We start from the raw sequence: 25,516 nt of genomic DNA, 5'->3' as shown, positions 1-25,516 counted from the left end.
TTGGTCCACAAATACCCATTCCGACATTGCCACCCGTACCGACGCCGGGCTGTCACACTGACGAAAGGGCAGCGCCCGACCAAAGGCCTTGGCTGTCTCTTTCCACGTCTTCATTTCAAGGCCTCGAGTTTCTCCGGATCAAAGTCCGCACCCATTGCCCACTCCGGACCCGTCGGCGTGTCCGTTACGACCAAGCCAGCCTCTTTAAACCCATCGCGGAGCTGATCAGCGCGCGCAAAGTCTTTGTTCTGTCTGGCTTTTTGCCGTTCTTGCAGCAAGGCTTGGATCAGCGCTTCAACTCGGGTGGAAACGGCTCTCTTCAAATCATCTTGTCGAGACTGATGATGGAATTGCCGCAAACCAGATAAATTGAAGCCAAGAAACTGAAGCATAGCTTTGAGGCGCTGCTGGTTGCGTTCGTCTTCGTCTAGCTCTGCAGTCTTGTAAATGTTCTCGCCGGAGCCGATCGGTACAGCTTGCGTACGCTGGAAGGTTCGCTTGATTTGATCCTGTAGTTTAGTCACGGCCAAATGCGTATTGAGATCGTCTGCCAAAGCGGCAATGAAATCGGAACCTCGGAGGATGTCGTTTACCTGCTCATCCCACAGCTCTTTTTCATCATCCAAAGCTGCGTAGGCCCGACCGAGCCAGACAGCCGCTTGCTCGATTGAGTAGTCGGTAATGTCGATGGTATCGCGATAGCTCGTTTGCAGAAACCTGAGACGAATGGCCGGCCCCATATTCGGAATATGATATGGATGCGCGGAGTACCTATTCAGCAAATCGCGAACCGTGAAAAAGTTGCCGAGCGACTTCGACATCTTCTTGCCCTCGACCTGCAGCATCTCGTTGTGCATCCAGATCCGGGCGAAGTCGCTGCCGGGGTGGGCGCAGCGGCTTTGGGCGATCTCGTTCTCGTGGTGGGGGAACATCAGGTCGTTGCCGCCGCCGTGGATGTCGAAGCTCTCCCCCAGGAGCGCCTCACTCATGGCGGAGCACTCGATGTGCCAGCCCGGCCGCCCCCGCCCCCACGGGCTGTCCCAGCCCGGCAGATCCGGCTCCGACGGCTTCCAGAGGACGAAATCCATCGGGTTCTTCTTGTAGGGCGCGACTTCCACCCGGGCGCCGGCGATCATGTCGTCCACCGACCGGCCCGACAACGCGCCGTATTCGGCATAGCTCTCGACAGAGAACAACACGTGCCCCTCCGCGGCATAGGCGTGGCCGGAAGCGATCAGTCGTTCGATCATGGCAATCATCTGCGCGATGTATTGCGTCGCCCGCGGCTCCTCGTCCGGCGGCAGCACGCCGAGGGCCGCCATGTCTTCGTGATACCAGCGGATCGTCTCTTCGGTGATCTCGTCGATGGCCCGGCCGCTTTCCTCGGCGCGCCGGATGATCTTGTCGTCCACATCCGTCAGGTTGCGCACGTAACGCACGTTGTCCGGCCCGTAGACGTGCCGCAGCAGGCGGGCGAGGACGTCGAAGACGATGGCCGGCCGCGCGTTGCCCATATGCGCCCGATCGTAAACCGTCGGCCCGCAGACGTACATGGAGACCTTGCCCGGCGTGACCGTCGGTTCCAGCGGGTCCTTCCGCTTCGTCTTGGTGTTCCAGAGCCTGATCTCGGCCATGCCCAATCCTCTCGTTCCGGCAGCGCCGGCGGGTCTAGCAGCTTCGCTCTGGAGAGGGAATGAAGGAACCGGCCCGCCTGACGATGTCAGCGGGTAATGCAGATGCAGATGATGATGCGGCTGCGGTTCATGCGAGGTTCATACTGCCGCCCGCCGCCGCCGCCAAGCGCTTTCTTGCGGGCTTGTCGGGCGGACCGGGCACAGGCAGAGTGCGGCCATGGACCGTGAAACCGTCAACGCCCTCTGCGCCGCCCTGCCGGGGGCCGACCTCAGCGAGCCCTTCGGGCCGGGCACGGAGGTGTGGAAGGTCGGCGGCAAGATCTTCGCCACGCTCGGTTCGGACAATCGGGGCGTCATCGTCAAATGCGCGGACGTCGAGACGGCCGAGATGCTGAAAGAGGTGGGGCCCTTCGAGAAGGCCCCCTACTTCCACCGCTCCTGGGTGCTGGTGCCCTTCGACACGGTGGAGGCCGAGGAGGCCGCGCACCGGCTGCGGGTCTCCTATGACCTGATCCGCGCCGCCTTGCCGAAGAAGGTCAGGGCCGCGCTGCCAGACGCCTGACGCTCAGGTGCCGACGCACCAGCGCATGATCGCCTTCTGGGCGTGCAGACGGTTCTCCGCCTCGTCGAAGATCACCGACTGCGGCCCGTCCATCACCTCGCTCGTGGCCTCCTCGTCCCGATGTGCGGGCAGGCAGTGCATGAAGAGCGCCTGCGGGCCGGCGGCCGTCATCAGCCGTTCGTTCACCTGGTAGGGGCGGAGCTGATTGTGGCGCCGTTCCTGGGCGGACATGGAATCGTGCATGGAAAGCCAGGTGTCCGTGACAACCAGGTCGGCGCCTTGGACGGCCTTGAATGGGTCACGCTCGATCTCCACCGTCACGCCCTTGCCGCGGGCGAAGCCCACGAACTCCGGCTCCGGGTCCAGCGTGGGCGGTCCGGTGAACGTAAGGTCGAAGCCGAACTGCCCTGCGGCGTGGAGGAAGGAGGCACAGACGTTGTTGCCGTCGCCGGACCAAACCACCTTTTTGCCCGCGATCGGGCCGCGGTGTTCCTCGAAGGTAAGGATATCGGCCATGATCTGGCACGGGTGGGAACGGTTGGTCAGCCCATTGATGACCGGAACGGTCGCCGCCTCTGCAAGCTCCAGCAGCGTCACCTCCTCGAAGGTGCGGATCATGATCATGTCAACGTAGCGGGAGAGCACGCGCGCGGTGTCCTGGATCGTCTCGCCATGACCGAGCTGCATGTCGCTGCCGGAAAGAACCATCGTCTGCCCGCCGAGTTGCCGCACGCCAACGTCGAAGGAGACGCGGGTTCGGGTGGAGGGCTTCTCGAAGATCAGCGCGACCATGTGGCCTGAGAGCGGCTGGTCGTCGTCGGGCGCAGCCTTCGGGCGGCCGTTGCGCGCGTCCTTCATGGCGCGGGCAGTGTCGATCATCGTCCGGAGGTCGGCGGGGTCCGTGGTGTGGATATCGAGGAAATGAGACATCGGTCGGTCTTTCTGGAAAGGGGGCCGGGAGGCTGTCTGCCCCCCGCCGCCCCGGATGGTCATCCGGGGCGCCCCCCGAGGATATTTCTGGACACAAGACGCATCGGATCGCTCACGCGGCCTTGGCCGCGGCACGGGTGGCGGTTTTTTCGAGGCGCGCGAGCGCCTCCGCGATCTCGGCTTCGGGAATGTTGAGCGCGGGCAGCAGCCGCACGACATTGTCGGCCGCGGGGATGACCAGCAGGTCCTCCGCGTAACCTGCCTGCACCACATCCGTGGCCGGCAGGCGGCATCGCAGGCCGAGCATCAGGCCCTCCCCGCGCACGCTTTCGAAGACGTCCGGGTGGGAGGCGACGAGGCTTTCGAGCCCCTGGCGCAGCGCGGTCGCCTTCCGCGAGACCTCCGACAGGAACGCGGGATCGGCGACGATGTCGACGACGGCCAGCCCCACGGCGCAGCCGAGGGGGTTACCGCCATAGGTGGAGCCGTGCGTGCCTGCGGTCATGGGGGCGGCCGCCTCCTCGGTCGCGAGCACCGCGCCCAGTGGGAAGCCGCCGCCGATGCCCTTGGCCACCATCATGATGTCGGGCGTGATCCCGGCCCATTCGTGGGCAAACAGGCGGCCGGTCCGGCCCATGCCGCATTGCACCTCATCCAGGATCAGCAGAGCTCCGGCCGCGTCGCAGGCTGCGCGCACCTTGCGCAGGGCGTCGTCGCCGAGGCTGCGGATGCCCCCCTCCCCCTGGATGGGCTCGATCAGCACGGCCCCGACCTCCGCGTCCTCCAGCGCGGTTTCCAACGCCTCGATATCCCCGAAGGGCAACTGCACGAAACCGGGCAGCAGGGGACCGAAGCCCTCGGTCATTTTCGGCGTGCCGACAGCGGCAATGGCTGCGGTGGACCGCCCGTGGAAAGCGCCATCAAAGGTCAGGATCTTCGTCCGCTCCGGCCGGCCGTGCGCGTACCAGTACCGGCGCGCCATCTTGACCGCCAGTTCACAGGCCTCCGTGCCGGAGTTGGTGAAGAAACAGGTGTCGGCGAAGGTCAGGTCCACCAGCCGGTCGGCCAGGGCCGCCTGCTTGTCCACATGGTACAGGTTCGAGATATGCCACAGGGCGCCGGCCTGCTCCGTGAGCGCCTCCACCAGCGCGGGATGCGCATGGCCAAGCGCGTTCACCGCGATCCCGGCACCGAGGTCGAGGAAGCGTCGACCGTCGCGCTCGATCAGCCAGCTGCCTTCGCCTTTCACGAAGTGAAGCGGTGCACGATTGTAGGTGGGCAGGATCGACGGGATCATTGGGTCGGCCTCGTAACAGGAGTGCGAAGAAGTGCCCGAGGGGTCGGGGCGTGTCAATGCGTCGGGGCAGTGGATGGGAGCCTGGCGGCGCACGGACAGGAGCCGCGCCCGGGCTGGGGCGGCTGGTCAGCGACGACGTCGGACGTGCCGAAGGGTGCCGTATGTGGTTTGACTCGCCATGACAGGCGGCATAGCGCGAATTCACGCGCCACGCCAGAGCCTTTCTGGCCCGAGGATCAGGGCTTCAGGCGATAGCCCCGGCGCACCCAGACCCAGCTCCAGATGACGAAGACCGCCGTGACGCCGGCTACGAAGGCAAGCCCCACGACGGGTGAGCTGTCGGACACCCCGAGCACGCTGTAGCGCACGCCGTCGATCAGGTAGAAGATCGGGTTCCAGTGCAAAAGGTGCTGCATCACGGGGGGCACCGCATCCGAGGAGTAGAAGGTGCCGGACAGGAACGAGAGCGGCGTGATGAGGAAGTTGGTGATCGCCGCCACCTGGTCGAACTTGTTGGCGAAGATGCCCGCCAGCATCCCCAAGGAGGCCATGAGCGCCGCTCCGAGCGTCACGTAGACGAGCGCGAGGGCCGGGTTCGCAATCCGGATGCCGATGAGCGGCATCATGATAAGCCCGATCGGCACCGCGACGAACAGCCCGCGCGCCACGCCGCCGGCGATGTAGCCGGTGACCAGTTCGCCCGCCGAGAGCGGCGGCATCAGCGTGTCGACGATATTTCCTTGCACCTTCGAGACCAGGATCGACGAGGAGGTGTTCGCGAACGCGTTTTGGATTACCGTCATCGTCAGAATGCCCGGCGCGATGAAGTGCAGGTACTGAAAACCCATCACCTCGCCCCGGGTGGGGCCGATGGCGATGGAGAAGATGGCCAGGAACAGCCCCGCCGTCATCAGCGGCGCCGCCACAGTCTGCATCCAGACCGTCAGAAAGCGTTGCATCTCCCGCCGCGCCAGTGTTGCAAGGCCCAGCCAGTTCACACGCCCGAAACGACGCTCACCCATTCCCGAGATATCTGCCACGTTTCGCTCCCGTGCCGTGCCTGTGTCCGGGGGCCGCTTGTAACCCCACGCCCTGCGACATAGTATAGGCCTCAGGCAAACGTAAGGGCGGCGCCGGGGTTTCTCCGGCGTTCGTCTTTTTCCATGAGAAATATGAAGGCTGGCAGATGTCCTGGACCGATGAGCGCGTCGAGACCCTCAAGAGAATGTGGAGCGAAGGCCAGAGCGCGAGCCAGATCGCCAAGGAGCTTGGCGGGGTGACGCGCAATGCCGTGATCGGCAAGGTGCACCGTTTGGGGCTGTCCAACCGCAACGGCGGCAGCGGCGCACCGGAGAAGCCGCGCGCGGCGGAGCCGGAGGTGGCCGAGAAGCCCGCGGCCCCGGCGGCCGAACCAGCACGGACACGTCCCGCTCGGGAAGAGGCGGCGCCGGCCGCTGAGGAGCCCGCACCCAGCCAGGAACCGGAAACCGTCGCCTCCAAGCCGGAAGCTCCGGCCGCGCCGGCGCGCCGGCAGATCATCCCGGCCGGTCAACCCCTGCCGCCGCAACCTTCGGCCAACGAGATCAGCCCGGAAGCCCTGGCCTCGGTGCGGGAGATCGAGAAAAAGGCGCGCAAGCTGACGCTGATGGAACTGACCGAACGGACGTGCAAATGGCCGATTGGCGATCCGGCGACGGAAGACTTCTGGTTCTGCGGCCTGCCGGTGCAAGCAGGCAAGCCCTATTGCGAGGCGCATGTGGGGGTGGCGTTCCAACCGATGTCGTCCCGCCGGGATCGCCGTCGCTGACCCTCCCGCAGGTTTGACCACGGTCCGGTGATACCATCGGCCGTGGTGCCCGCGTGGTCGACCGATCATCCCATGTAGTCAGGGCTTTGGCAGACCCCGTCAGGGCTTGATCCGCCACCCGGTCTTGAAGATCGCCCAGATCGCCGTCAGGCAGGCCGCGAGAAAGACGCAGATCGCCGTGAGCGAGATGCCGATCGGCACGTCTGCCACCCCGAAGAACGACCAGCGGAACCCCGAAATCAGGTAGAGCACCGGGTTGAAATAGGTCACCTCCCGCCAGCCCGGCGGCAGCATGGACACCGAGTAGAAAGCGCCGCCGAGGAACACCAGCGGCGTGATGACCAGCAGCGGGATGAGCTGAAGCTGCTCGAAGTTCTTTGCCCAGATACCGATGATGAACCCCAGCAGGGCAAAGCTGACCGCCGTCAGGAGCAAGAACGCGACCATCCAGACGGGGTGCGCGATCTGGAGGTCCACAAAGAACGCTGACGTGATGAGGATGATCACGGCGATCATCAATGCCTTGCTCGCAGCCGCCCCGACGTAGCCGATCACCACCTCGATGAAGGACATCGGGGCCGACAGGAGTTCGTAGATCGTGCCGATGAACTTCGGAAAGTAAATCCCGAAGGACGCGTTGGTCACTGACTGTTGCAGCAGAGTCAACATGACCAGCCCAGGCACGATGAAGGCGCCGTAGTCCACGCCCTCCACCGTGTCGATCCGTGCCCCAATGGCGGCGCCGAAGACGACGAAGTAAAGCACAGTGGAGATCACCGGCGACACGATGGACTGCGCGATCGTGCGAAAGGTCCTGTTCATCTCGAAGCGATAGATCGCCACCACGCCACGCCAGTTCATGCCACCTCCTCCCGGCCATCGCGGACCAGCTTGAGGAACACGTCCTCCAGCGAGCTTTGGCGTGTGGAGAGGTCGCGCAGGTCGAGCCCGGCCCTGGCGATGTCCGCCAGAAGGCGGGTCATCCCTGTGTGATCCGCGTGGGCGTCGAAGGCATAGGTCAGGTGGTACCCCTCCCCCGACAGCGTCAGGCCGTAGGCAGCGAGGCTCTCCGGCACCCGCTCCAGCGGTTCGCAAAGTTCCAGACGGAGCTCCTTGCGCCCGAGTTGGTGCAGGAGCTGCGCCTTTTCCTCCACCAGCAGCAGCCGGCCGTGGTCGATCACCCCGATCCGGTCGGCCATCTCCTCGGCCTCCTCGATGTAATGGGTTGTCAGGATGATCGTGGTTCCCTGGTCGCGCAGATCCCGCACCAGCCGCCACATATCCTTGCGCAAGGTGACGTCGACACCTGCGGTGGGTTCGTCCAGGAACAGCACACGCGGCTCGTGACTCAGCGCCTTGGCGATCAGGACCCGCCGCTTCATGCCGCCCGACAGCTCCTTGTTGCGGCTGTGCCGCTTGTCCCAGAGCGACAGCGCCCGCAGCACGCGTTCGATATGCGCATCGTCGCGCCGCTTGCCGAAAAGGCCGCGGGAAAAGGTGACCGTATTGATTACCTTCTCGAAGGGCTCGATGGTGATTTCCTGCGGCACCAGCCCGATCAGTTCGCGGGCCGCCCGGAACTCGCCCTGAATGTCATGCCCGCCCACGGTTACGGTGCCACCGCTGGGCGTCACCAGCCCGCAGACCGCCGAGATGAGCGTCGTCTTTCCAGCGCCGTTCGGGCCAAGCAGGGCAAGGATTTCGCCCTCCTCGATATCGAGCGAGACGCCCTTCAGCGCCTCGAACCCGCCGTCGTAGGTCTTGGCGAGGTTTCGGATGGATATGATGGGCGCCAGCGGTCGGACCTCCTGTTCGAGCCTCTCACATCTAACGCGAATTATCGGTCGGGCCAACGGAGAGGCGCCCCGCCTCAAAACGGACGCGCGACCTTGCCCGGTGCGTCGCGCTTGGCGCGCTACCTTCGGCCCTCGTGCAGCCAGGCACCCACGGTGAGGGCGATGGCCATGAGCAGGAACAGGAGAGGTGCCACGAGCGGAATGACGGTGACGTCAGCAGTGCGGTAGGCGCCGCGCGGCGTGATGCCGATCCAGCCCCGCCCCGCCGCCGTGCGCCCTTCGCGAACCTGCCGCAGGGTCGGCAAGCCGTCTTCAATCTCCATGGCGCCGCCGCCGTGAGCGGCAATACTGTCGGCCAGGATGTCATCAGTCGCGATGGTTTCTTCGAACTCGCGCGGCGCCGCGGGGCCAAGAGCCACGACCGCGGTCAGGTCGCCCTCCGCCAGCCGGTAGAGCCCGGTTTCGCCGCCGGTGAAGGTGCCGACGAACCTGCCGGGGCTCTCCTCTTCGAGCGGCACGGTGACGACGCTGCCGTCCGGGGCGGTCACGTCCACCGGCTCCGGCGCATCGCCAAGGGTGCGGCGAACGATCGTGACCTCCAGCCCCTCCGCGGTGGCGGTCAGGGCCTCCTCCTCCAACTCGGGCTCCTTCATCATCCAATGCGCCAGCCGGCGCAGAAGCTCCAGTTGCGGCCCGCCGCCCTCGAAGCCGCGCGACCAGAGCCAGGCGTGGTCGGACGCGAGCAGCGCCACCCGGCCTTCGCCCACCCGGTCGAGCACCAGCAACGGACGCTCCTCCGGCCCGCTCATCACCACTTGCCCGCGCTCCGGTACAACGTCCGTCAACCTGAACCATCGCCCCCAACCCGGCCCGTCCTCCCCGTCAGCAGGAGGCGGGGCGAGCGCTTCCAGCCCCTCGGTTACGGGATGTTTATGGCCCACATCGGTGACCCGGGGCGTATATCCCTGCTCTATCACCCGCGCGCTCGGCGCCGCCGGCAGGATCTCAGATAGGGGCGAGCGATAAAGGCTGTCAGCCGCCGCGAACTCCGGACCCGCAGCCATCAGCACCGCCCCGCCCCGCTCGACATAGGAGACGACGTTGTCGAGGTAGATCATCGGCAGGATGCCGCGCCGCCGGTAGCGGTCGAAGACGATCAGGTCGAACTCGTCGACCTTCTCCAGGAACAGCTCTCGCGTGGGAAAGGCGATGAGCGACAGTTCCGTGACCGGCACGCCGTCCTGCTTTTCCGGGGGGCGCAGAATGGTGAAATGCACGAGGTCCACAGCGCTGTCGGATTTCAGCAGGTTGCGCCAGGTGCGCTCCCCCGCGTGCGGCTCGCCGGAGACCAACAGCACGCGCAGCCTGTCCCGCACGCCGTTGATCTGCACCACGGCGGCATTGTTGCGGTCGGTCAGTTCGCCCTCGGCCCCGGCGACCTCGATCTGGACCACGTTCATGCCGCCATGCGGTAAGGTGAGCGGCAGTTCCAGGTCCCTTCCGACGGGCACGTCGAAGGGCATCGGCTCGCCCCCGTCGATGGCGATTTCGATCCGCGCGCGGCCCGACGCCACCTCCTCCGGCACGGCGCCGTCGTCCTCGATCCGCAACGTCAGCACGACCTCCTCCCCGACGATGGCAAAGGTCGGGGCGCTTTTTACCAGCAGGCGGCGGTCCCAGTCGGTCTCCCGGCCGGTCATCAGCAAGTGCAGCGGCGCCGGCAGGTCGGGGGCGTGCTCGATATCGTGGACGATGCCATCGCTCACAAGGATCGCTCCGGCGATCCGGCCGCGCGGCTCTTCCGCCATCATTTCGGCCAGCGCGGCCATCGCCAGCGTCCCGGCGTTGTCCGCCGCGTCGCGGAGCGTGACGGTGCGCAATTCCGTATCTGGCAGGGCCTCGACGGCGGCGGTGATGCGGTCCACGGCGGCGTCTGTCTGGTCGGCCCGGTCGGACATCCCCTGGCTCGCCGTTCGGTCGACCACCAGCAGCACGATATCGGAAAGCGGATCGCGGTCCTCCTCCTGCCAGGAGGGGTTCGCGATTGCCACCAGCAGTGCGAGGACGGCGAGCGCCCGCAGCCACCAGCCGCGCAGCCCGCGCCAGACAGCCAGTGCCACCAGCGCCACGGCCAGCGCGGCAGCGACCCAGACCGCCACCCACGGCAGCAGCGGGTCGAACAGGATCTGCGAGCCGCCGCTCATTGGCCCAGCCTGTCGAGCAGCGCGGGCACGTGCACCTGGTCGGATTTATAGTTGCCGGTCAGCACATGCATGATGAGATTCACGCCGAACCGCAGCGCCAGTTCCCGCTGCCGTTCCCCGGCGAAGCCGCGGCCCACCGGATAGAGCGGGGCGCCAGAGCGATCGACCGCCCAGGCCGATGCCCAGTCGTTGCCGCCGATCACCACCGGGGTCACGTTGTCGTTGAGGTTCCGGAACGGCATGCCGTCCGCCAGTTCGGCGTCCTCCGGCGCGGACTCCACCCACACATCGCGGGAGGCATACCGGCCCGGAAAGTCCTGCAGCAGGTAGAAGGTGCGCGTCAGCACATGGTCCTGCGGGATCGGCTCCAGCGGCGGAATGTCGAGCGGCGCCGCCAGTTGTTGCAACTTGCGCCCGGTCGGGGTGGACCCTCCATAGCCGCCGATATCCGCGTCTCGCGTATCGAACAGGATCATGCCGCCAGAGCGCAGGTACCGGTTCAGACGGGCATAGGCCTCGGCGGTCGGGATTGGCTGATTTTCGGAGACGGGCCAGTAGAGGAACGGGAAGAAGGCGAGCTCGTCGGTCTCCAGATTGACGGCCATCGGCTCCGCCGGCTCAACCGAGGTGCGGTTGAACAGCCCCTCGCTCAGCCCCCTCAGACCAGCGTCCGCCAGTTTGTCCAACTGCGGGTCGCCCGTTATAACGTGGGCCAGAACGACCTCTCCCGTGGCGGCGATGGCGAGGGCGTCGTCGGCGCCCTCGGCATCGGCGTCCTGCGCCATGGCGGGTGGGGCGGAGGGCAGCAACAACGCCAGAGCCAGCATCCCCGCGAATACCCCCCGGCCACCACGCAGCCGGCCCGAGAGCCAGAGCGACGCCAGCAGGTCGAGCGCCAGGAGCATCAGCGCCACGGCAAGGATCGGCCCGGCAAGACGGGTCTCGCGGACAATGCTCATGCCTTCCACGGGAATGCGTGCAGGCCAGGACGCGGGCACCAGCGCATCGTCCTCCGCCAGCACGTTCAGCGCCAGGGAGCGTTCCCCGTCGGTATAAAGCCCAGGCGGCATCTCGCGCCCGAACCGGCGCTCCGCCAGCCGTTCGCCGGACACGCCCGGCAGGGTCTCCGCGTCGTGCAGGTCTCCGAAGCCGTCGAGCACGTGATCGGCGCTCCAGGTCGTTCCCGTCAGGTCGTCGATGGTAGGCATGGACGGGCGGGTGGACACGGCGAGCCGTTCCAGCATTTCCACGAACAGGCCGGACAGCGGCAGCGTGGACCATTCGGCATTGGCGGTGACGTGGAACAGCACCACCTGCCCCGCGCCGATTGGACGACGCGTGACGAGCGGCGTGCCGTCCGCCAGCGCGGCGATCACCCGCTCGCCCAGAGCGGGATCGGGTTGGGCCATCACCTGCGAACTCACTGTCACCTCGTCCGGGATCGTCAGCCCAAAGAACGGCGAGCCCTCCGTGAAAGGACGCAGGGTGCGCGGCTCACCCCAGCTCATGGCGCCGCCGATACTGCGGCCTCCCTCGCGCAGGCGGACAGGCATCAGCGGGTCCAGCTCGTCGCGGCTGACGTCAGAGGCAGCCAGCCGGGGCCCGGCGAAGCGCACCAGCAGGCCGCCCTCGTCGATCCACTCCAGCAGGGCATCCTGTTCCAGCGGCGCAAGCCGGGCCACGTCGGCCAGCACGATGGCGTCGGGATTGGCGGGCAGGATGTCCATCAGGCCGCCATCGAGCAGGTCGGCCGTGGGGGCCAGCGCCTGCCGCAGGTAATGGACGGGCGACAGCAGCTCCAACCCCTCCCGGTCGTCCCGACCCGCAATTAGGGCCACCTCGCGGCGCTTGAGGCTGTCGTCGGTCAGGCTCACGGCCGCAGCAGAGCGCAGGCCCGCAATCTGAAATCGGGTGATGCGGTTGCGAAGCTCAGGCGGCAGCGACAGTGCCGTTTCCGCCCCATCGGCGCCCGCCGGGATCGTCATTTCGGTCCGCGCGAGCACCCGCTCCGTTCCCGCCGGATCGCGGCCGATGGCGTCGAGCGTCAACTCCGCGTCGCCGGCCGTCACGGCTCGGCGCACGTTGAGCAACACCTCCCCATCCTCGTAGAGCACAGGCGCCAACGCCTGCACCGGGCGCCCCCCCTCGATCACGCGCACCCGGCCGCGCGCCTCCAAGGCCTCCAGCATCGGCGCGCGTGTCTCTCGCTCCAGCCCGTCCGACAGCCAGACCGTGTCGAACCGCGCATCCCCAAGCCCTTCGATCCAGGCGGCCTGTGCCTCCGGGTCCGGCTCCCACGGATTCGGCTCAATCCCGGCCACCTCGGTGGCAACACGGTCGGCGGAGAGGAACTCCAGCGGACCGGCGGGCAACTCCGTCCGCTGGATCAGCGCCACCGTGCGCCCCGCGCGGCCGGCCTCCTCCATCAGCACGGCGATGCGATCCTGCCGACGCGCCCAGTCGGGTGCGTCCGCCCAGGTGCCGTCCACAACGACCAGCAGTGGCCCGCTACCGGTATCCTCCACCTGCGGATTCAGCACCGGCCCGGCAAAGCCGATGATGATCGCCGCCGCCGCCAGCATGCGGATCAGCAGGAGCCACCAAGGGGTCCGGTCCGTCTGCGTTTCGTCGTCCGCCAAACCCAGCAGCAGCGCCACGCCGGGGAACCGGCGGCGGATCGGCGCGGGCGGCACGGCCCGCAGCAAGATCCACAGGATCGGCAGTGCCAGCAGCCCAAGCAGGAGCAGCGGCGCCGTAAATCCTATGGGGCCCAGCATCCACATCAGCGCGCGCGCTCCAGCGCCCCGTAAAGCCACAGCAGCGCCGCCTGGGCACTGTCGCCGGTGTGATGGCACCCATAGAGCCAGCCCGAAACGCGCGACAGCTGCTCCAGGCGGTCCTTTCGTTCGGCCAGCCGTTCAAGGTAGCGCTGCTTCAGGTCTCCGGCCTTCAGCGTCTCGTGTTCCAGCGTCCCACCCATGCTCTGGAAAATGGTCCGCCCGTCGAAGGGGAAGGCTTCCTCGACCGGGTCGAGAATCTGGAACAGCGCGCCGCGCACGTCCCGGTCGGCGGCCTTGGCCAGCGCCGCCTCGACGCCGGCCATGTCCCCCATGAAGTCGGAGATGAAGACCGCGCGGGCGTGGGAGGGCAATCCGGGCGTCTCCGGGGTGCCGTAGTCCTCATCGGACAGGCTTTCCGTCAGCGCCTCGGCGATCCGGACGAGCTGAAGCTGCCCGCTGCGCGGCGGCGCCCCGATGTTGGAAAGGCCGACCCGCTCGCCGCCCCTCACCAGCAGCACCGACAGCGCAAGCGCCAGCAGCCGGGCGCGATCTGCCTTGGCGGGGCGATTTCGGTCCCCGGAGAAGCGCATGGACTGCGAGCCGTCCACCCAGATCACCACGCTCTGCGCGGCCTGCCATTCCTTCTGCCGGATGAAATGCACGTCGGACTTGGCCGAGCGCCGCCAGTCAATCTCCCGCGCCTCGTCGCCCGGCGCGATGTGCCGGTACTGCCAGAACTCGTCGCCCATGCCCGCGCGCCGCCGTCCGTGCTCGCCAAGAAGCACGGTCGAGGCCAGATGCTCCGCCTGCGCCAGAAGCGGCGGCAGCGCGGCCGCAAGTCCTTCGGCCCGGGATCTGAGGTGCGGACTTCCCTGGTGTGGCTGGGCCTCACTCACGCGGCAGCCTCAATCCGGCTCACCTGGGCCGCGACGGACTCAATCAGATGCCCGAGGTTCTCACCCCGCGCTCGCGCGGCAAAGGTCAGCGCCATCCGGTGCAGCAGCACCGGCTCCGCCATCTGCACCACGTCGTCGGGCGACGGCGCAAGGCGCCCGTCGAGCAGCGCGCGCGCCCTGACCGTCAGCATGAGCGCCTGCGCGGCCCGCGGCCCCGGCCCCCAGCTCACGTTCTTCGACACAACCTCTGGCGCATCCGGGCTGCCGGGGCGGAACGCGCGGACCAGATCGAGGATCAGCTCCACCACCTTCTCGCCCACCGGCATCCGCCGGAGCACCACCTGCGCCGCCAGCAGCTCCTCGGGGGTAAAGACGGCGTGCGCCTCCTCCTCCTCGATCCCCGTCGTGGCGATCAGGATGTCGTGCTCGGTCTTGCGGTCCGGATACGGCACGTCGATCTGCACCAGGAACCGGTCGAGCTGCGCCTCCGGCAGAGGATAGGTCCCTTCCTGCTCGATCGGATTCTGCGTGGCCAGCACATGGAACGGTGCGCCGAGCGGACGGTGCTCGCCCGCGATGGTCACTTCCTTCTCCTGCATCGCCTGCAACAGCGCCGACTGGGTTCTAGGGCTCGCGCGGTTGATCTCGTCAGCCATCAGCAACTGGCAAAAGATCGGCCCCTCGATGAAGCGGAAATCGCGCCGCCCGCCCGCGCCCGTCTCCAGCACCTCGGAGCCCAGAATGTCCGCAGGCATCAGGTCCGGCGTGAACTGGATCCGGTTCGTGCCAAGGCCCATCACCGTTCCGAGCGTATCCACGAGCCGCGTCTTTCCCAGCCCCGGCAGGCCGATCAGCAGCCCGTGCCCGCCGCAGAGCAGCGCCGACAGCACGAGGTCCACCACCCTCTCCTGGCCGATGAACCGCCGGGTGATGGAGCCTTTCGCCTCCGCCAGTTTCTCTCCGAGGGCTTCGATTTCGGCGACGAGTTGGGTAGGTTCGGACATGGCGGCGATCCTTCGGCGTTGGTCTCGCAATCAGTAAGGCAGATATCTAGGGAGGAACAAATGACAAAAACGGGAAGCGGAGACTCCCCGCCCATTCCCTCGCCCGAAAGCCTTGCAGAGGCCGCCGGCAAAGCCACCAAATCGGGCGGTCTTCCCCCGGTTCACCTCTGGAACCCGCCCTTTTGCGGCGATCTGGACATGGAGATCCGCCGCGACGGCACATGGTTCTACACCGGCACACCCATCGGCCGCGCGCCGCTCGTGCGCCTGTTCTCCACCATCCTGCGGCGGGATGGCGCGGACTACTTCCTCGTGACCCCGGTGGAGAAAGTGGGGATTCGGGTGGAGGACGTGCCCTTCCTCGCCGTCGACAGCCACGCAACCGGCAGCGGCGCGGACCAGGCCGTCACCTTCACCACCAACGTCGGCGACGAGGTGCCAGCCGGCCCCGACCATCCGATCCGCGTCACCCGCGACCCCGAGACCGGCGAGCCCACGCCCTACGTCCTCGTGCGCGCCGCGCTCGAAGCACGGATCGACCGCAAGACCTTTTATCGGCTGGTAGAGATCTGTGAGCGGCACCCCCACCGCGGGGAGGACTGGTTCGGCCTCCACTCTCGCGGCGCGTTCTTCCCGTTCATCCCGGTCCGCGAGCTGCCCTCCTGACATCACGAAGCGCACGTTGGGCCCTCGCGCCCACACCGCGCAGCCCAGCGTGTCACGCCGGACTGCGACAGTCGTGCCCGATCCGCGGCGCCGCGTGGCACCGATCCCCGTCCGTTTCCAGCTCCAGCACCGTGTGCACCACGCCGAACCGATCCGACAGCATCGCCTTCAGCGCCTCCTTGACCTGCACGGCATCCGCGCCGTCGTCCAGCACCACATGCGCCTCCAGCGAGGTCTCATGCTCCCCCATCATCCACAAGTGCAGGTGGTGGACGTCCGCAACGCCCGCGACCGATTCCATGCCCTCCAGAACCTCCGTCGCCGATGTATCGGACGGGCTTCCCAACATCAGAACCCGGATCACCGGTCCAATCTCCCGCGCGGTGTGCCACAGGATGTAGCCCGCGATCATAAGGGTCACGATGGGGTCCACCAGCCGCCAGTCGAACAGCAGGATCAGCGTCCCCGCAACGATCACCGCCACCGAGCCGAGCGCGTCCATCAGATTGTGCAGGAAGGCCGCGCGGATGTTCACGCTCTCCTTCGACATGCGGAAGACCAGCAGCGCCGTCACCGTGTCGATGACCAGCGCCACCGCCGCCACGATCACCACCATCCAGCCTTCCACGTCCTGCGGGTCGAGCAGCCGCCCGACGCCCTCGGCGGCCAGGTACAGCGCAATGACGACGAGCGTGGTGTAGTTGATCAGCGCCGCCACCACCTCGGCACGGCCATAGCCGAAGGTCATCTTCGCATCGGCCGGCCGCCGGGCAATCCGCCGCGCCGCGAAGGCAATGACGAGCGACAGCGCATCGCTGAAGTTGTGCACGGCATCGGCTATCAGCGCCAGCGAGCCGGACAGGATGCCCGCCACGATCTGCACCAGCGTGAGCACGCCATTCACCGCAATCGCCATGAAGACCCGGCGGTCCCCGGCGCCCGCATCGATGGGGTGATGATGGTCGTGATCGTGCGGCATCGCTGGCTCCTTGCTTGATCTCGTTGGATCAAATCGCGCCACCGGACGCAAGGCAGGCCGGACCCTATCGGCCCGCCATCAGAGGCCCATGCAAACGGCCAGGCTTCTTGTGTCCGAAAATATCCCGGGGTGCGGGGCAGCGCCCCGCGTCCTACAGCACCGCCAGCACGCCGTCAGACCGCCGGGCGCCCCGCCCCCGCTCAGTGCGCCTCGGCCCAGTTCGCGCCCTGTCCGGCATCGACGACAAGCGGCACGTCGAGCCTCACCGCGGGCGCGGCCGCCGCTTCCATCACCTCGCGCACCCGGGCGATGGTCTCGTCCACCGCGCCGTCCGCGACCTCGAAGATCAGTTCGTCGTGCACTTGCAACAACATGGTCGCCGGCAGGCCTTCGATGGCCTCCTCCATCCGGATCATCGCGCGGCGGATCACGTCCGCTGCCGTCCCCTGGATCGGCGCGTTGATCGCAGCCCGGCGGGCGAAGCCGGCACCCGGACCCTTGGCATTGATCTCCGGCGTGTGGATCTTCCGCCCGAAGAGCGTCTCGACGTAGCCCTTGTCCTTGGCAAAGGCCACCGTCTCGTCCATGTATCCCCGGATGCCCGGAAACCGCTCGAAGTACCGGTCGATGAAGCCCTGCGCTTCCCCCCGCGGGATGCGCAGGTTGCGCGCCAGCCCGAAGCCGGAGATGCCATAGATCACGCCGAAATTGATCGCCTTCGCCCGGCGGCGGATCTCCGGCGTCATCTCCTCCATCGGAACGTCGAACATCTCCGAGGCGGTCATCGCGTGGATGTCCTGCCCCTGGCGGAACGCCTCCTTGAGCGCGTCGATCCCCGCCACATGCGCCAGGATCCGGAGCTCGATCTGCGAATAGTCGAGGCTCACCAGCACCCGCCCCGGTTCGGCCACGAAGGCCTCGCGAATGCGCCGCCCCTCCTCCGTCCGCACCGGAATGTTCTGCAGGTTCGGATCGGTCGAGGCCAACCGGCCGGTGTTGGCGCCCGTCTGGGCGTAGCTGGTGTGCACCCGCCCGGTCTCGGGGTTGATGTGGGTCTGCAGCGCGTCGGTGTAGGTGGACTTCAGCTTCGACAGTTGCCGCCAGTCCAGCACCCGGGCCGGCAGGTCGTGCTCCGTTGCCAGGTCCTCAAGCACATCGGCCGGGGTGGAGTATTTCCCCGTCTTGCCCTTCTTGCCGCCCGGCAGGCTCATCCGGTCGAACAGGATCTCGCCCACCTGCGAGGGGGAGCCGACGTTGAACGTCTCGCCCGCCAGTTCCTGAATCTCCGCCTCCAGCCCGGCCATCTTCTGCGCGAAAGCGTTGGACATGCGCGAGAGCGTATCGCGGTCCACCTTCACGCCCGCCCGCTCCATCCGCGCCAGCACCGGCACCAGCGGGCGTTCCAGCGTCTCGTAGACGGTCGTGACCCGCGCCTGGTGAAGCTGCGGCTTGAACGCCTCCCACAGCCGGAGGGTGACGTCGGCATCCTCGGCAGCATATTTCGCCGCCGTTTCGATTTCCACCCGGTCGAAGGTGATCTGGCTCTTCCCGGAGCCGATCAGCTCCTTGATCGGGATGGGCACATGCCCGAGATACCGCTCGCTCAGCGTGTCCATGCCATGCCCATGAAGCCCCGCGTGCATCGCATAGGACATCAGCATCGTATCGTCGAACGGCGCGACCTCGATGCCGTGGCGGGCGAGGATCTTGGCATCGTATTTCATGTTCTGCCCGATCTTCAGCACCGCCGGGTCCTCCAGCACGGGCTTCAGCATCGCCAGAGCTTCTTCCAACGGCATCTGGCCCTCCGCCAGCGCGGTGTCGGCAAAAAGCCCATCGCCCCCGTCTGCCAGATGCGCCAGCGGGACGTAGGCCGCCTGCCCCGCCTCCACGCTCAGGCAAATCCCGACGAGTCCGGCGGTCATCTCGTTCAGGCCGGTCGTCTCGGTATCGACGGCGACATGACCCACCGCGTTGATCCGATCGATCCACACCTGCAACGCGGCCACATCGCGGACGATCTCGTAGGCATCGGGATCGAACGGTTTCGCCTCCGGCGCATCCGCCGGTCCGGCCTCCGGCACGGACTCGGCAATCGCCGGGGCGTCCACGCCCAACTGGTCGGCAATCCGTTTGGAGAGGGTCCGAAACTCCATCTTCGCGAGGAACCCCAACAGCGCCTCCGGCTCAGGCTCCTTCACCTCCAGGTCGTCGAGCGTGAAATCGAGAGGCGTGTCGCAATCCAGCTGCACCAGCCGCCGGGATACTTCGATCTGGTCGCGCTTCTCGATCAGGGTCTGCCGCCGCTTCGGCTGCTTGATCTCCTCGGCGCGCTCCAGAAGGGTGTCCAGATCGCCGAACTCGTTGATAAGCTGCGCCGCCGTCTTCACCCCGATGCCCGGCGCCCCCGGCACGTTGTCCACCGAATCCCCGGCCAGCGCCTGCACGTCCACCACGCGATCCGGCCCGACGCCGAACTTCTCCTCCACCTGCTCGACGCCGATGCGCTTGTTCTTCATCGCGTCCAGCATCTCGACGCCGCCGCCGACCAGTTGCATCAGGTCCTTGTCGGAGGAAATGATCGTCACCCGGCCGCCCGCCTCCCGCGCCTTGCAGGCGAGCGTCGCGATGATGTCGTCGGCCTCGTATCCCTCGATCTCCTCGCAGGCCACGTTGAAGGCGCGCGTCGCCTCCCGCGTCAGGGGGAACTGCGGCACCAGATCCTCGGGCGCCGGCGGGCGATTGGCCTTGTAGTCCTCGTAGATGGCGTTGCGGAACGACTTGCCGGAGTAGTCGAAGATGACCGCCGCATGGGTCGGCGCATCGGGGCCGGTGTTGGCCTCGATATACTTGTGCAACATGTTGCAAAAGCCCGCGACCGCCCCCACGGGCAGCCCGTCGGACTTCCGCGTCAGCGGCGGCAGCGCGTGGTAGGCCCGAAAGATGAAGGCCGAGCCGTCTATCAGATGCAGGTGATGTCCCTTGCCGAATGGCATGTCCGCTCCATTCCCCGTGTTCACCCGACAGACCTACCCCGCCGCTTCCGGCGGGTCCACAGCCGTTCCGGCCAGGGAGGCGCGAGCGCCTGATCGACGGTTCTCCGAACGGCGCGTATCCGTAGGGTTACGACGGGCAGGCGCAGGCGCACCCACCTGCAATCCCTTGATCCTTATTCGGATTATCGGACCGCCCACACCGCACTGCTACGGCACAGCGGCCGGTGGGACCGTCGAAGAATTTGGGAACGCCATCCGCGGCCCGAGGCCAGACTCGGCCCGGCAAAACTGTCAGCCGGGCGCCGTGTCCTAACCGTGGATCAGCTGCCGTTCTTCAGCACCAAGTACTCACGCCCGCTGCCGGCCTGTTCGATTTCCACCTCGGAGACGCTGCTGTGGGTGGTGTCCGCCGTCGCGGCGCGCACCTCCCGCACCGTGGCCGTGGCTTCGCCGGGCGTGGTGGTGGTGAAGTCGTCGCGGAAGACGAGTCGGCCCGTCGCCGGTACATAGGCAGGATGCTCGCCATGCGGGCCGGGCGCGCCGGTGTAGGCCGGAATGTCGTCGGCATGGGTGCCGGTGCTAAGCTGCAGGGCCCGCTGCGCCGGGGCACTCAGGCGCGGCGTGGAGGCCGGCAGGTACACCTGATCCTTCGTCGCGTAAGACTCATCGCAGGCGGCCAGCCCGAGGCCGAGTGCCAGAACGCCAGCCCCCCTGAACAGGACCTTTCCGCACCGCCCGGTCAGCTCGCCCGCTGCCACCGTCTCTCTCGAACTTGTCTTGCTGGGCACGTCGGCCTCCTTCGATTCCCTATGCGCGGTGCACCCACGACACGGCATTTGCCCGGATGCGTCCCGGGCAGTTTAGCGCCGAATTTCGACAGGAGATACAACTGATTCCGCCCGGGTCAAGCGCCCGGGTCACGCGGCGCGGCCGTCTTCCCCGTCACCCGTTCCGGCCTTGCGGAACAGCTTGTCGCAATAGGGGCATTCCACCTCGCCGTCCTCGCCAAGGCTCAGCCAGACACGCGGGTGCCCAAGCGCCCCCTCGCCTCCATCGCAAGCCACCCGCTCGGTGGTGACGATCTCGACCTCGGGCGGTTCGGGAATATTGCTCATGCACAGGCTCCTGCGGGATCTTTCCAGCGGCCGCCTTGTCGCGGCCTCCGGCACGGCTTAGGTATCCGGCATCATAGGGTAAGCCCGGGTACGGGCAAGTGCCGGAGCGCCGCATATGACAGATTACGCCATCGAGATCGAGGGCCTGACAAAGACCTATGCCGCCCAGCGTGGCACCGGCCCGAAGACGGCCCTGCACGAGGTGGACCTGACCGTTCCCGCCGGCAGCATCTTCGGCCTGCTCGGCCCGAACGGCGCGGGAAAATCGACGCTCATCAACATCCTCGCCGGACTTGTGCGCAAGTCCGCCGGCCAGGTGAAGATCTGGGGCTTCGATCAGGACGTGAACCCGCGCCAGAGCCGCGCCTCCATCGGGGTCATGCCGCAGGAACTGAACATGGACCCGTTCTTCACGCCCCGCGCCTCGCTGGACACCCAGGCGGGCCTCTACGGCGTTCCCAAGTCGCAGCGCCGAACCGATGAGATCCTTCGCACCATCGGCCTCACCGACAAGGCGGACGCCTACGCCCGCACGCTCTCCGGCGGGATGCGCCGCCGCCTCCTGCTCGGCAAGGCGCTGGTGCATTCCCCGCAGGTTCTGGTGCTCGACGAGCCCACCGCCGGCGTGGACATCGAGCTTCGGCAGATGCTCTGGCAGAACGTCCGCAAGCTCAACGCGCAGGGCATGACGATCATCCTGACCACGCATTACCTGGAGGAAGCCGAGGAGATGTGCGACGAGATCGCCATCATCCACCAGGGCCGCAAGATCGCCCACGACCGGACCGACCGGCTGATCGGCCAGCTCGACGCGAAGACGCTGGTCATCCAGCCCGTCGACCCGGCCCCCGAGGCTCTCCAACTGCCTGACGGGGTGGAGCTGGAGCGCCGCGCCAACGGCACGCTGGCGTTCTCCTACTTCCGCAACCGGACCTCTGCCGAGCAGGTGCTGGACGCGGTGCGCGCCGCCGGCATCCGCATTCACGACGTCGCCACAGCCGAGCCCCATCTTGAGGATGTCTTCCTCGCGCTGACCAAGTCCTCCGAGGATCAGGCCGCCTGAATGCGCCTGACGCCGCCGGATGCCCGGCCCCGGCCTGGCGTGTCGCCCTACCGCAGCCTCTTGGCCCAGGCCGCCGCCGCGCGGGGCGGCACCGTCGAGCTTGAGGAGGCTTATGGCTTCGTCGGCCGCTATACCACGCCCACCGGCCGCACGCGCCCGATCGTCGGCAAGGCCCTCGGACTGAATTGCGACTCCGCCGTCGCGCTCGCCGCCGACAAGGACTACACCGCCCGCTGGCTCGCCGCCGACGGCCTGCCCACGCCGCCGGGCCTAGCGATCTTCTCGCCCGCCTACTGCACCCGCCGCGCGCTCAAGAACGCCGCCGTTGCGGGCCGCTTGCCTGAAACGAGCGCCGGCCTCGCCTTCGCCCGCACGCAGGGCTTACCGGTCATCGTGAAACCCAACCGCGGGGCCGAAGGGCGCGGCGTCACGCTCGCCCGGACCGAGGCGGAGCTTGCGGAGGACATTGCGGCAGGTTTCGCCACGGAAGAACAGCTCCGGATCGAGGCCCAGGTGCCGGGCCGCGACTACCGCCTTCTGGTGCTCGACGGCACCGTGCTTCTTGCCTACGAACGTCTGCCCTTCGCGATCACAGGTGACGGCGAACGCACGATCGCCGAGCTGCTGAGTGACGCCCTCGCGACACTCGCCACCACACGACGCGGCCCCCGGGTCGTCGCTGACGATCCACGGATCACGCGCTGCCTCGCCTCGCGCCGTCTCACCCCCGCCAGCGTTCCGGCCAAAGGCGCGTCCCTGCCGCTGCTGGAGACCGCAAACCTCTCCACCGGCGGGCGCGCCAGGGACCTCACCGGAACCCTGCCGCCCGAAGCGGAGGCGCTGGCCACAGCCGCAACCCGCAGCCTCGGCCTCACCCTCGCGGGCGTGGATATCCTCGCCCCGAACCTCCCCGCCGGCACGGAGGGCGCCACGATCCTCGAGGTCAACGCTGCACCGAGCCTCGACCACTTTGCCGCCGAAAGCGCCGCCCACCGGCAGCGCGCCCTCGCCGCCCTGACCGACATGCTCGCCCGACTGGAGTGACCCGCCCCCCAAAGACCACCGCAGGGGAATGCCGACCGCCCGCCAAAGGCGCCCACTGCCCGTAGGGCTCAAAAGGAACGCGCCGCAGGCGCGCCGTTTGATAACCGGCCCGAACCGTCACTCCGCCGGTGCCAGCATCCGCCCGAGCATTCGTCCGCCCAGAACGTGCACGTGCAGATGCGGCACTTCCTGCACGCCGTGCACGCCCGCATTCGCGATCAGCCGGCAGCCGTCGCCGGCCGCATCCGCCTGCACCCCGAGCGCCTTGCACACCTGTCCGACCGTCCGGGTGAAATCGATGATCTCCGCGTCCGACGCTTCCAGCGCGAAGTGGTCGTAGCAAACGTACCGCCCCTTCGGGACCACCAGCACATGCACCGGCGCCTGCGGGTTGATGTCGTGGAACGCCAGCGAGTGCTCCGTCTCCATCACCGTATTGTTCGGAATCTCCCCGCGCAGGATCTTCGCAAAGATGTTCTCGTCGTCGTAGTCGTAGGCCATCGCCTCTCTCCTCAAACCCAATCAGTCGACAAACAGGGTGTCGGCCGCCGCAATCTCGCGCGCCATCTCCCTCGGTATAGACAGAATTTCCACCCGCGACACGGCATTCTCCTGCGCCGTGTCCTGCGCCGGACTTCGGTGGCGGTGCGCGCCCCCGCACGCCCCGCATCCGCTCGGCTTGCCCCGCCAAAACAACCGGAACGCAGCCAGCAACGCCGCCGACGCTCCCGCGTTCAATGTGTGGGCAGACCGCCGGCTCGCTCAGGACTTTGACTTCAGCTTGACCCGCAGCTCGTAGCCGCCGTCGACCTCCTGCCAGGTGGCGCCGGACTTGGCGAGGGCCTTCTCAAGCGCGCGGACGGTGGAGTAGCCCGCCCCCGCGCCGCCTTCGAGGCGCTTGAGCGTCTGCACGTGGACGCCCGCGGCGGCGGCCAGTTCCTTTTGCTTGAGCCCTGCCGCGCGGCGTGCGCGGGAAATGACCTCACCGATCTTCATGGACGCCGCATGGCACCCGGCAGGGCGAAAATCAACCCCGAAGAAATCGTTTCACGCCGCCGGACCGCGCTCGACGCGGCCGTCAGACAAGCCCCGCCTGCCGGAACAGATCGTAGGTGTCCGTCTGCGGGCGCGGGCCCATATGGCCGATCACCTCGCCCGCACAGATCACCCCCATCCGCCCGCATGTCTCCAGGTCCCGCCCGGTGGAGAGCCCATAGAGGAACCCGGCCGCGAACTGGTCGCCCGCGCCCGTCGCGTCCACGGGCGTCACGCGGTGCACCGGCACCTCCACCCGCTCTGCCCCGCGGATCAGGATCACGTCGTCGCCGGACCGCGTGCACACCACCAGCCCGCAATCGACCGCCGCATGGGCCAGCGCGCGCTCCAGATCCTCTGTCTCGTAGAGCGAGCACCACTCGTGGACATTGCCGATGACGTAATCCATCTCCTCGGACACCAGCGTGCGGAAATCGGCCCTGTGCCGGTCCACGCAGAACGGGTCCGACAGCGCAATCCCCGCGCGGCCGCCGGACGCTTTGCAGAGACGCGCGGCCTTCAGAAAGGCCTCCTTCCCCTTGTCCTTGTCGAACAGGTAGCCCTCCAGGAACAGGATCTCCGACGCCCCGGCCACCGCATCGGGCACGTCCTCCGGCCCCAGTTCGGCGGAGATCCCGAGGTACGTGTTCATCGACCGCTCCCCGTCCGGCGAGACGAAAATCATGGAGCGCGACGTGGGCAGCTCCCCGTTCGGCACCGGCGGGTTGACGAAATCGGTACCCCCCTCGGCCAGCGCCCGCGCGTAATAGGCCCCGAGCGCATCCGCATGGACCCGCCCCATGAACGCCGTCTTCAGCCCCAGGTGCCCCAGTCCCGCCAGCGTGTTCGCCACCGACCCGCCCGGCGCCTGCCGGCGCTCGTCCATCGCGGCATAGAGGACTTCCGCACGCTCGCGTTCGACGAGTTGCATGATCCCCTTCTCGATTCCCATGATGTCCAGGAAACTGTCGTCCGAATGGGACAGCACGTCGACAATGGCATTGCCGATCCCGGCAACCTGATAGTTCGGGCTCATTCAACGCCCTCCTTGGGACAGAGATCTTCAATCAAACACACGGCACATTTCGGCTTGCGCGCCACGCAGATGTAGCGGCCGTGAAGGATCATCCAGTGATGCGCGTGGCGGGCGAAATCGGCCGGGACGTTGTCCTCGATGGCCCGCTCGACCGCCACCACGTCCTTGCCGGGCGCAATCCCGGTGCGGTTCGCCAGACGGAAAATGTGGGTGTCCACCGCTTGCGCCGGCATCCCCCACCACATGTTGAGAACCACGTTGGCCGTCTTGCGCCCTACGCCCGGAAGGCCCTGAAGTGCGGCGCGGGAATTCGGAACCTCCCCGCCGTACTCCTCCACCAGGATGCAGCAGAGCTTCATGACGTTCTTCGCCTTGTTGCGATAGAGCCCGATGGTGCGGATATGCTCGATCAGCCGCTCCTCGCCCAGCTCCAGCATCTCCTGCGGCGTCGAAACCTGCTCGAAGAGCGCCCGGGTTGCGCGGTTCACGCCCTTGTCGGTGGCCTGCGCCGAGAGCAGCACGGCGACCAGCAGGGTAAACGCGTTGGTGTGCTCCAACTCGCCCTTCGGTTCGGGCTCGTGGGCGCGGAAACGCTCGAAGATATCCCGCATCACGCGGTAGGGAAGTTGCGGGGCCATGCGGGTCGTCTCGTTTTGCCTGCGGCCCGGTTTA

At 67.2% G+C, this 25,516-nt stretch carries 23 protein-coding genes; 5 read left to right on the top strand and 18 right to left on the bottom strand.

What is annotated here, in order from left to right:
- Positions 1 to 110 precede the first annotated feature (110 nt).
- Positions 111 to 1,634 (bottom strand): cysteine--tRNA ligase, encoded by a 1,524-nt coding sequence (gene cysS, locus BM075_RS09595; RefSeq protein ID WP_093360457.1) that lies wholly within the window; start codon positions 1,632 to 1,634, stop codon positions 111 to 113.
- Between the two features lie 217 nt (positions 1,635 to 1,851).
- Between cysS and BM075_RS09590 the strand changes: the two genes are divergently transcribed.
- Positions 1,852 to 2,196: an MmcQ/YjbR family DNA-binding protein gene (locus tag BM075_RS09590; RefSeq protein ID WP_093360456.1), complete on the top strand. Its 345-nt coding sequence runs from the start codon at positions 1,852 to 1,854 to the stop codon at positions 2,194 to 2,196.
- 3 nt (positions 2,197 to 2,199) lie between these two features.
- On the opposite strand, the gene argF is transcribed toward BM075_RS09590, so the two are convergent.
- The 3 genes from argF to BM075_RS09575 all read right to left on the bottom strand — a co-directional run bounded on the left by argF (position 2,200) and on the right by BM075_RS09575 (position 5,445).
- A complete protein-coding gene (gene argF / locus BM075_RS09585; RefSeq protein ID WP_093360455.1) occupies positions 2,200 to 3,126 on the bottom strand; it encodes an ornithine carbamoyltransferase in 927 nt (308 codons plus the stop codon).
- 112 nt (positions 3,127 to 3,238) lie between these two features.
- On the bottom strand, positions 3,239 to 4,423 hold the full coding sequence (locus tag BM075_RS09580) for an aspartate aminotransferase family protein (RefSeq protein ID WP_093360454.1): 1,185 nt from the start codon (positions 4,421 to 4,423) through the stop codon (positions 3,239 to 3,241).
- Between the two features lie 236 nt (positions 4,424 to 4,659).
- A complete protein-coding gene (locus BM075_RS09575; protein WP_093360453.1) occupies positions 4,660 to 5,445 on the bottom strand; it encodes an ABC transporter permease in 786 nt (261 codons plus the stop codon).
- 164 nt (positions 5,446 to 5,609) lie between these two features.
- Here BM075_RS09575 and BM075_RS09570 point away from each other — a divergent pair, with 164 nt between their 5' ends.
- A complete protein-coding gene (locus tag BM075_RS09570) occupies positions 5,610 to 6,230 on the top strand; it encodes a GcrA family cell cycle regulator (RefSeq protein ID WP_093360452.1) in 621 nt (206 codons plus the stop codon).
- A 99-nt stretch (positions 6,231 to 6,329) separates the two neighbouring features.
- On the opposite strand, the gene BM075_RS09565 is transcribed toward BM075_RS09570, so the two are convergent.
- From BM075_RS09565 to BM075_RS09540, 6 genes are all read right to left on the bottom strand, one after another.
- A complete protein-coding gene (locus BM075_RS09565; RefSeq protein WP_093360451.1) occupies positions 6,330 to 7,091 on the bottom strand; it encodes an ABC transporter permease in 762 nt (253 codons plus the stop codon).
- Positions 7,088 to 8,026, bottom strand: coding sequence for an ABC transporter ATP-binding protein (locus BM075_RS09560; protein ID WP_093360572.1), 939 nt, complete (start codon positions 8,024 to 8,026; stop codon positions 7,088 to 7,090). Before BM075_RS09560 ends, BM075_RS09565 begins: the two co-directional genes overlap by 4 nt.
- A gap of 119 nt (positions 8,027 to 8,145) precedes the next feature.
- Positions 8,146 to 10,230: a hypothetical protein gene (locus BM075_RS09555; protein ID WP_093360450.1), complete on the bottom strand. Its 2,085-nt coding sequence runs from the start codon at positions 10,228 to 10,230 to the stop codon at positions 8,146 to 8,148.
- The gene (locus BM075_RS09550; protein ID WP_093360449.1) at positions 10,227 to 13,013 is read right to left on the bottom strand and encodes a DUF4159 domain-containing protein; all 2,787 of its coding nucleotides are present in this window, start codon (positions 13,011 to 13,013) and stop codon (positions 10,227 to 10,229) included. Before BM075_RS09550 ends, BM075_RS09555 begins: the two co-directional genes overlap by 4 nt.
- Positions 13,013 to 13,906 (bottom strand): DUF58 domain-containing protein, encoded by an 894-nt coding sequence (locus BM075_RS09545; protein ID WP_093360448.1) that lies wholly within the window; start codon positions 13,904 to 13,906, stop codon positions 13,013 to 13,015. Before BM075_RS09545 ends, BM075_RS09550 begins: the two co-directional genes overlap by 1 nt.
- Positions 13,903 to 14,910, bottom strand: a complete 1,008-nt coding sequence (locus BM075_RS09540) for an AAA family ATPase (protein WP_093360447.1) — start codon at positions 14,908 to 14,910, stop codon at positions 13,903 to 13,905. The genes BM075_RS09545 and BM075_RS09540 overlap by 4 nt, the downstream gene beginning before the upstream one ends.
- A 60-nt stretch (positions 14,911 to 14,970) precedes the next feature.
- Between BM075_RS09540 and BM075_RS09535 the strand changes: the two genes are divergently transcribed.
- On the top strand, positions 14,971 to 15,576 hold the full coding sequence (locus tag BM075_RS09535) for a DUF1285 domain-containing protein (RefSeq protein ID WP_093360446.1): 606 nt from the start codon (positions 14,971 to 14,973) through the stop codon (positions 15,574 to 15,576).
- A gap of 52 nt (positions 15,577 to 15,628) precedes the next feature.
- On the opposite strand, the gene BM075_RS09530 is transcribed toward BM075_RS09535, so the two are convergent.
- The 4 genes from BM075_RS09530 to BM075_RS09515 all read right to left on the bottom strand — a co-directional run bounded on the left by BM075_RS09530 (position 15,629) and on the right by BM075_RS09515 (position 20,666).
- Positions 15,629 to 16,555: a cation diffusion facilitator family transporter gene (locus tag BM075_RS09530; protein WP_093360445.1), complete on the bottom strand. Its 927-nt coding sequence runs from the start codon at positions 16,553 to 16,555 to the stop codon at positions 15,629 to 15,631.
- 200 nt (positions 16,556 to 16,755) lie between these two features.
- Positions 16,756 to 19,551, bottom strand: coding sequence for a DNA polymerase I (gene polA / locus BM075_RS09525; protein WP_093360444.1), 2,796 nt, complete (start codon positions 19,549 to 19,551; stop codon positions 16,756 to 16,758).
- A 320-nt stretch (positions 19,552 to 19,871) separates the two neighbouring features.
- The gene (locus tag BM075_RS09520; RefSeq protein ID WP_143089851.1) at positions 19,872 to 20,339 is read right to left on the bottom strand and encodes a hypothetical protein; all 468 of its coding nucleotides are present in this window, start codon (positions 20,337 to 20,339) and stop codon (positions 19,872 to 19,874) included.
- Positions 20,340 to 20,468: 129 nt separating this feature from the next.
- Entirely contained in the window at positions 20,469 to 20,666 is a 198-nt protein-coding gene (locus BM075_RS09515) for a zinc-finger domain-containing protein (RefSeq protein WP_093360442.1), read from the bottom strand.
- Between the two features lie 115 nt (positions 20,667 to 20,781).
- On the opposite strand from BM075_RS09515, the gene BM075_RS09510 reads away from it, so the two are divergent.
- Positions 20,782 to 21,729, top strand: coding sequence for an ABC transporter ATP-binding protein (locus BM075_RS09510; protein WP_093360441.1), 948 nt, complete (start codon positions 20,782 to 20,784; stop codon positions 21,727 to 21,729).
- Entirely contained in the window at positions 21,730 to 22,773 is a 1,044-nt protein-coding gene (locus BM075_RS09505; RefSeq protein ID WP_093360440.1) for an ATP-binding protein, read from the top strand.
- A 117-nt stretch (positions 22,774 to 22,890) separates the two neighbouring features.
- On the opposite strand, the gene BM075_RS09500 is transcribed toward BM075_RS09505, so the two are convergent.
- The 4 genes from BM075_RS09500 to nth form a co-directional block, all read right to left on the bottom strand.
- A complete protein-coding gene (locus BM075_RS09500; protein ID WP_093360439.1) occupies positions 22,891 to 23,274 on the bottom strand; it encodes an HIT domain-containing protein in 384 nt (127 codons plus the stop codon).
- Positions 23,275 to 23,535: 261 nt separating this feature from the next.
- Positions 23,536 to 23,769: a helix-turn-helix domain-containing protein gene (locus tag BM075_RS09495; RefSeq protein ID WP_093360438.1), complete on the bottom strand. Its 234-nt coding sequence runs from the start codon at positions 23,767 to 23,769 to the stop codon at positions 23,536 to 23,538.
- Between the two features lie 82 nt (positions 23,770 to 23,851).
- Positions 23,852 to 24,844 carry an adenosine kinase gene (locus BM075_RS09490; RefSeq protein WP_093360437.1) on the bottom strand — a complete coding sequence of 331 codons (993 nt, stop codon included), beginning with the start codon at positions 24,842 to 24,844 and terminating at the stop codon, positions 23,852 to 23,854.
- Positions 24,841 to 25,482 (bottom strand): endonuclease III, encoded by a 642-nt coding sequence (gene nth / locus BM075_RS09485; protein WP_093360436.1) that lies wholly within the window; start codon positions 25,480 to 25,482, stop codon positions 24,841 to 24,843. Before nth ends, BM075_RS09490 begins: the two co-directional genes overlap by 4 nt.
- Between the last annotated feature and the right edge of the window lie 34 nt (positions 25,483 to 25,516).

Source organism: Tropicimonas isoalkanivorans (assembly GCF_900112335.1).
GTDB classification, from domain to species: domain Bacteria; phylum Pseudomonadota; class Alphaproteobacteria; order Rhodobacterales; family Rhodobacteraceae; genus Tropicimonas; species Tropicimonas isoalkanivorans.
Note: the sequence above shows the minus strand (reverse complement) of the source record. Positions and strands in the feature narration are given on the sequence as shown.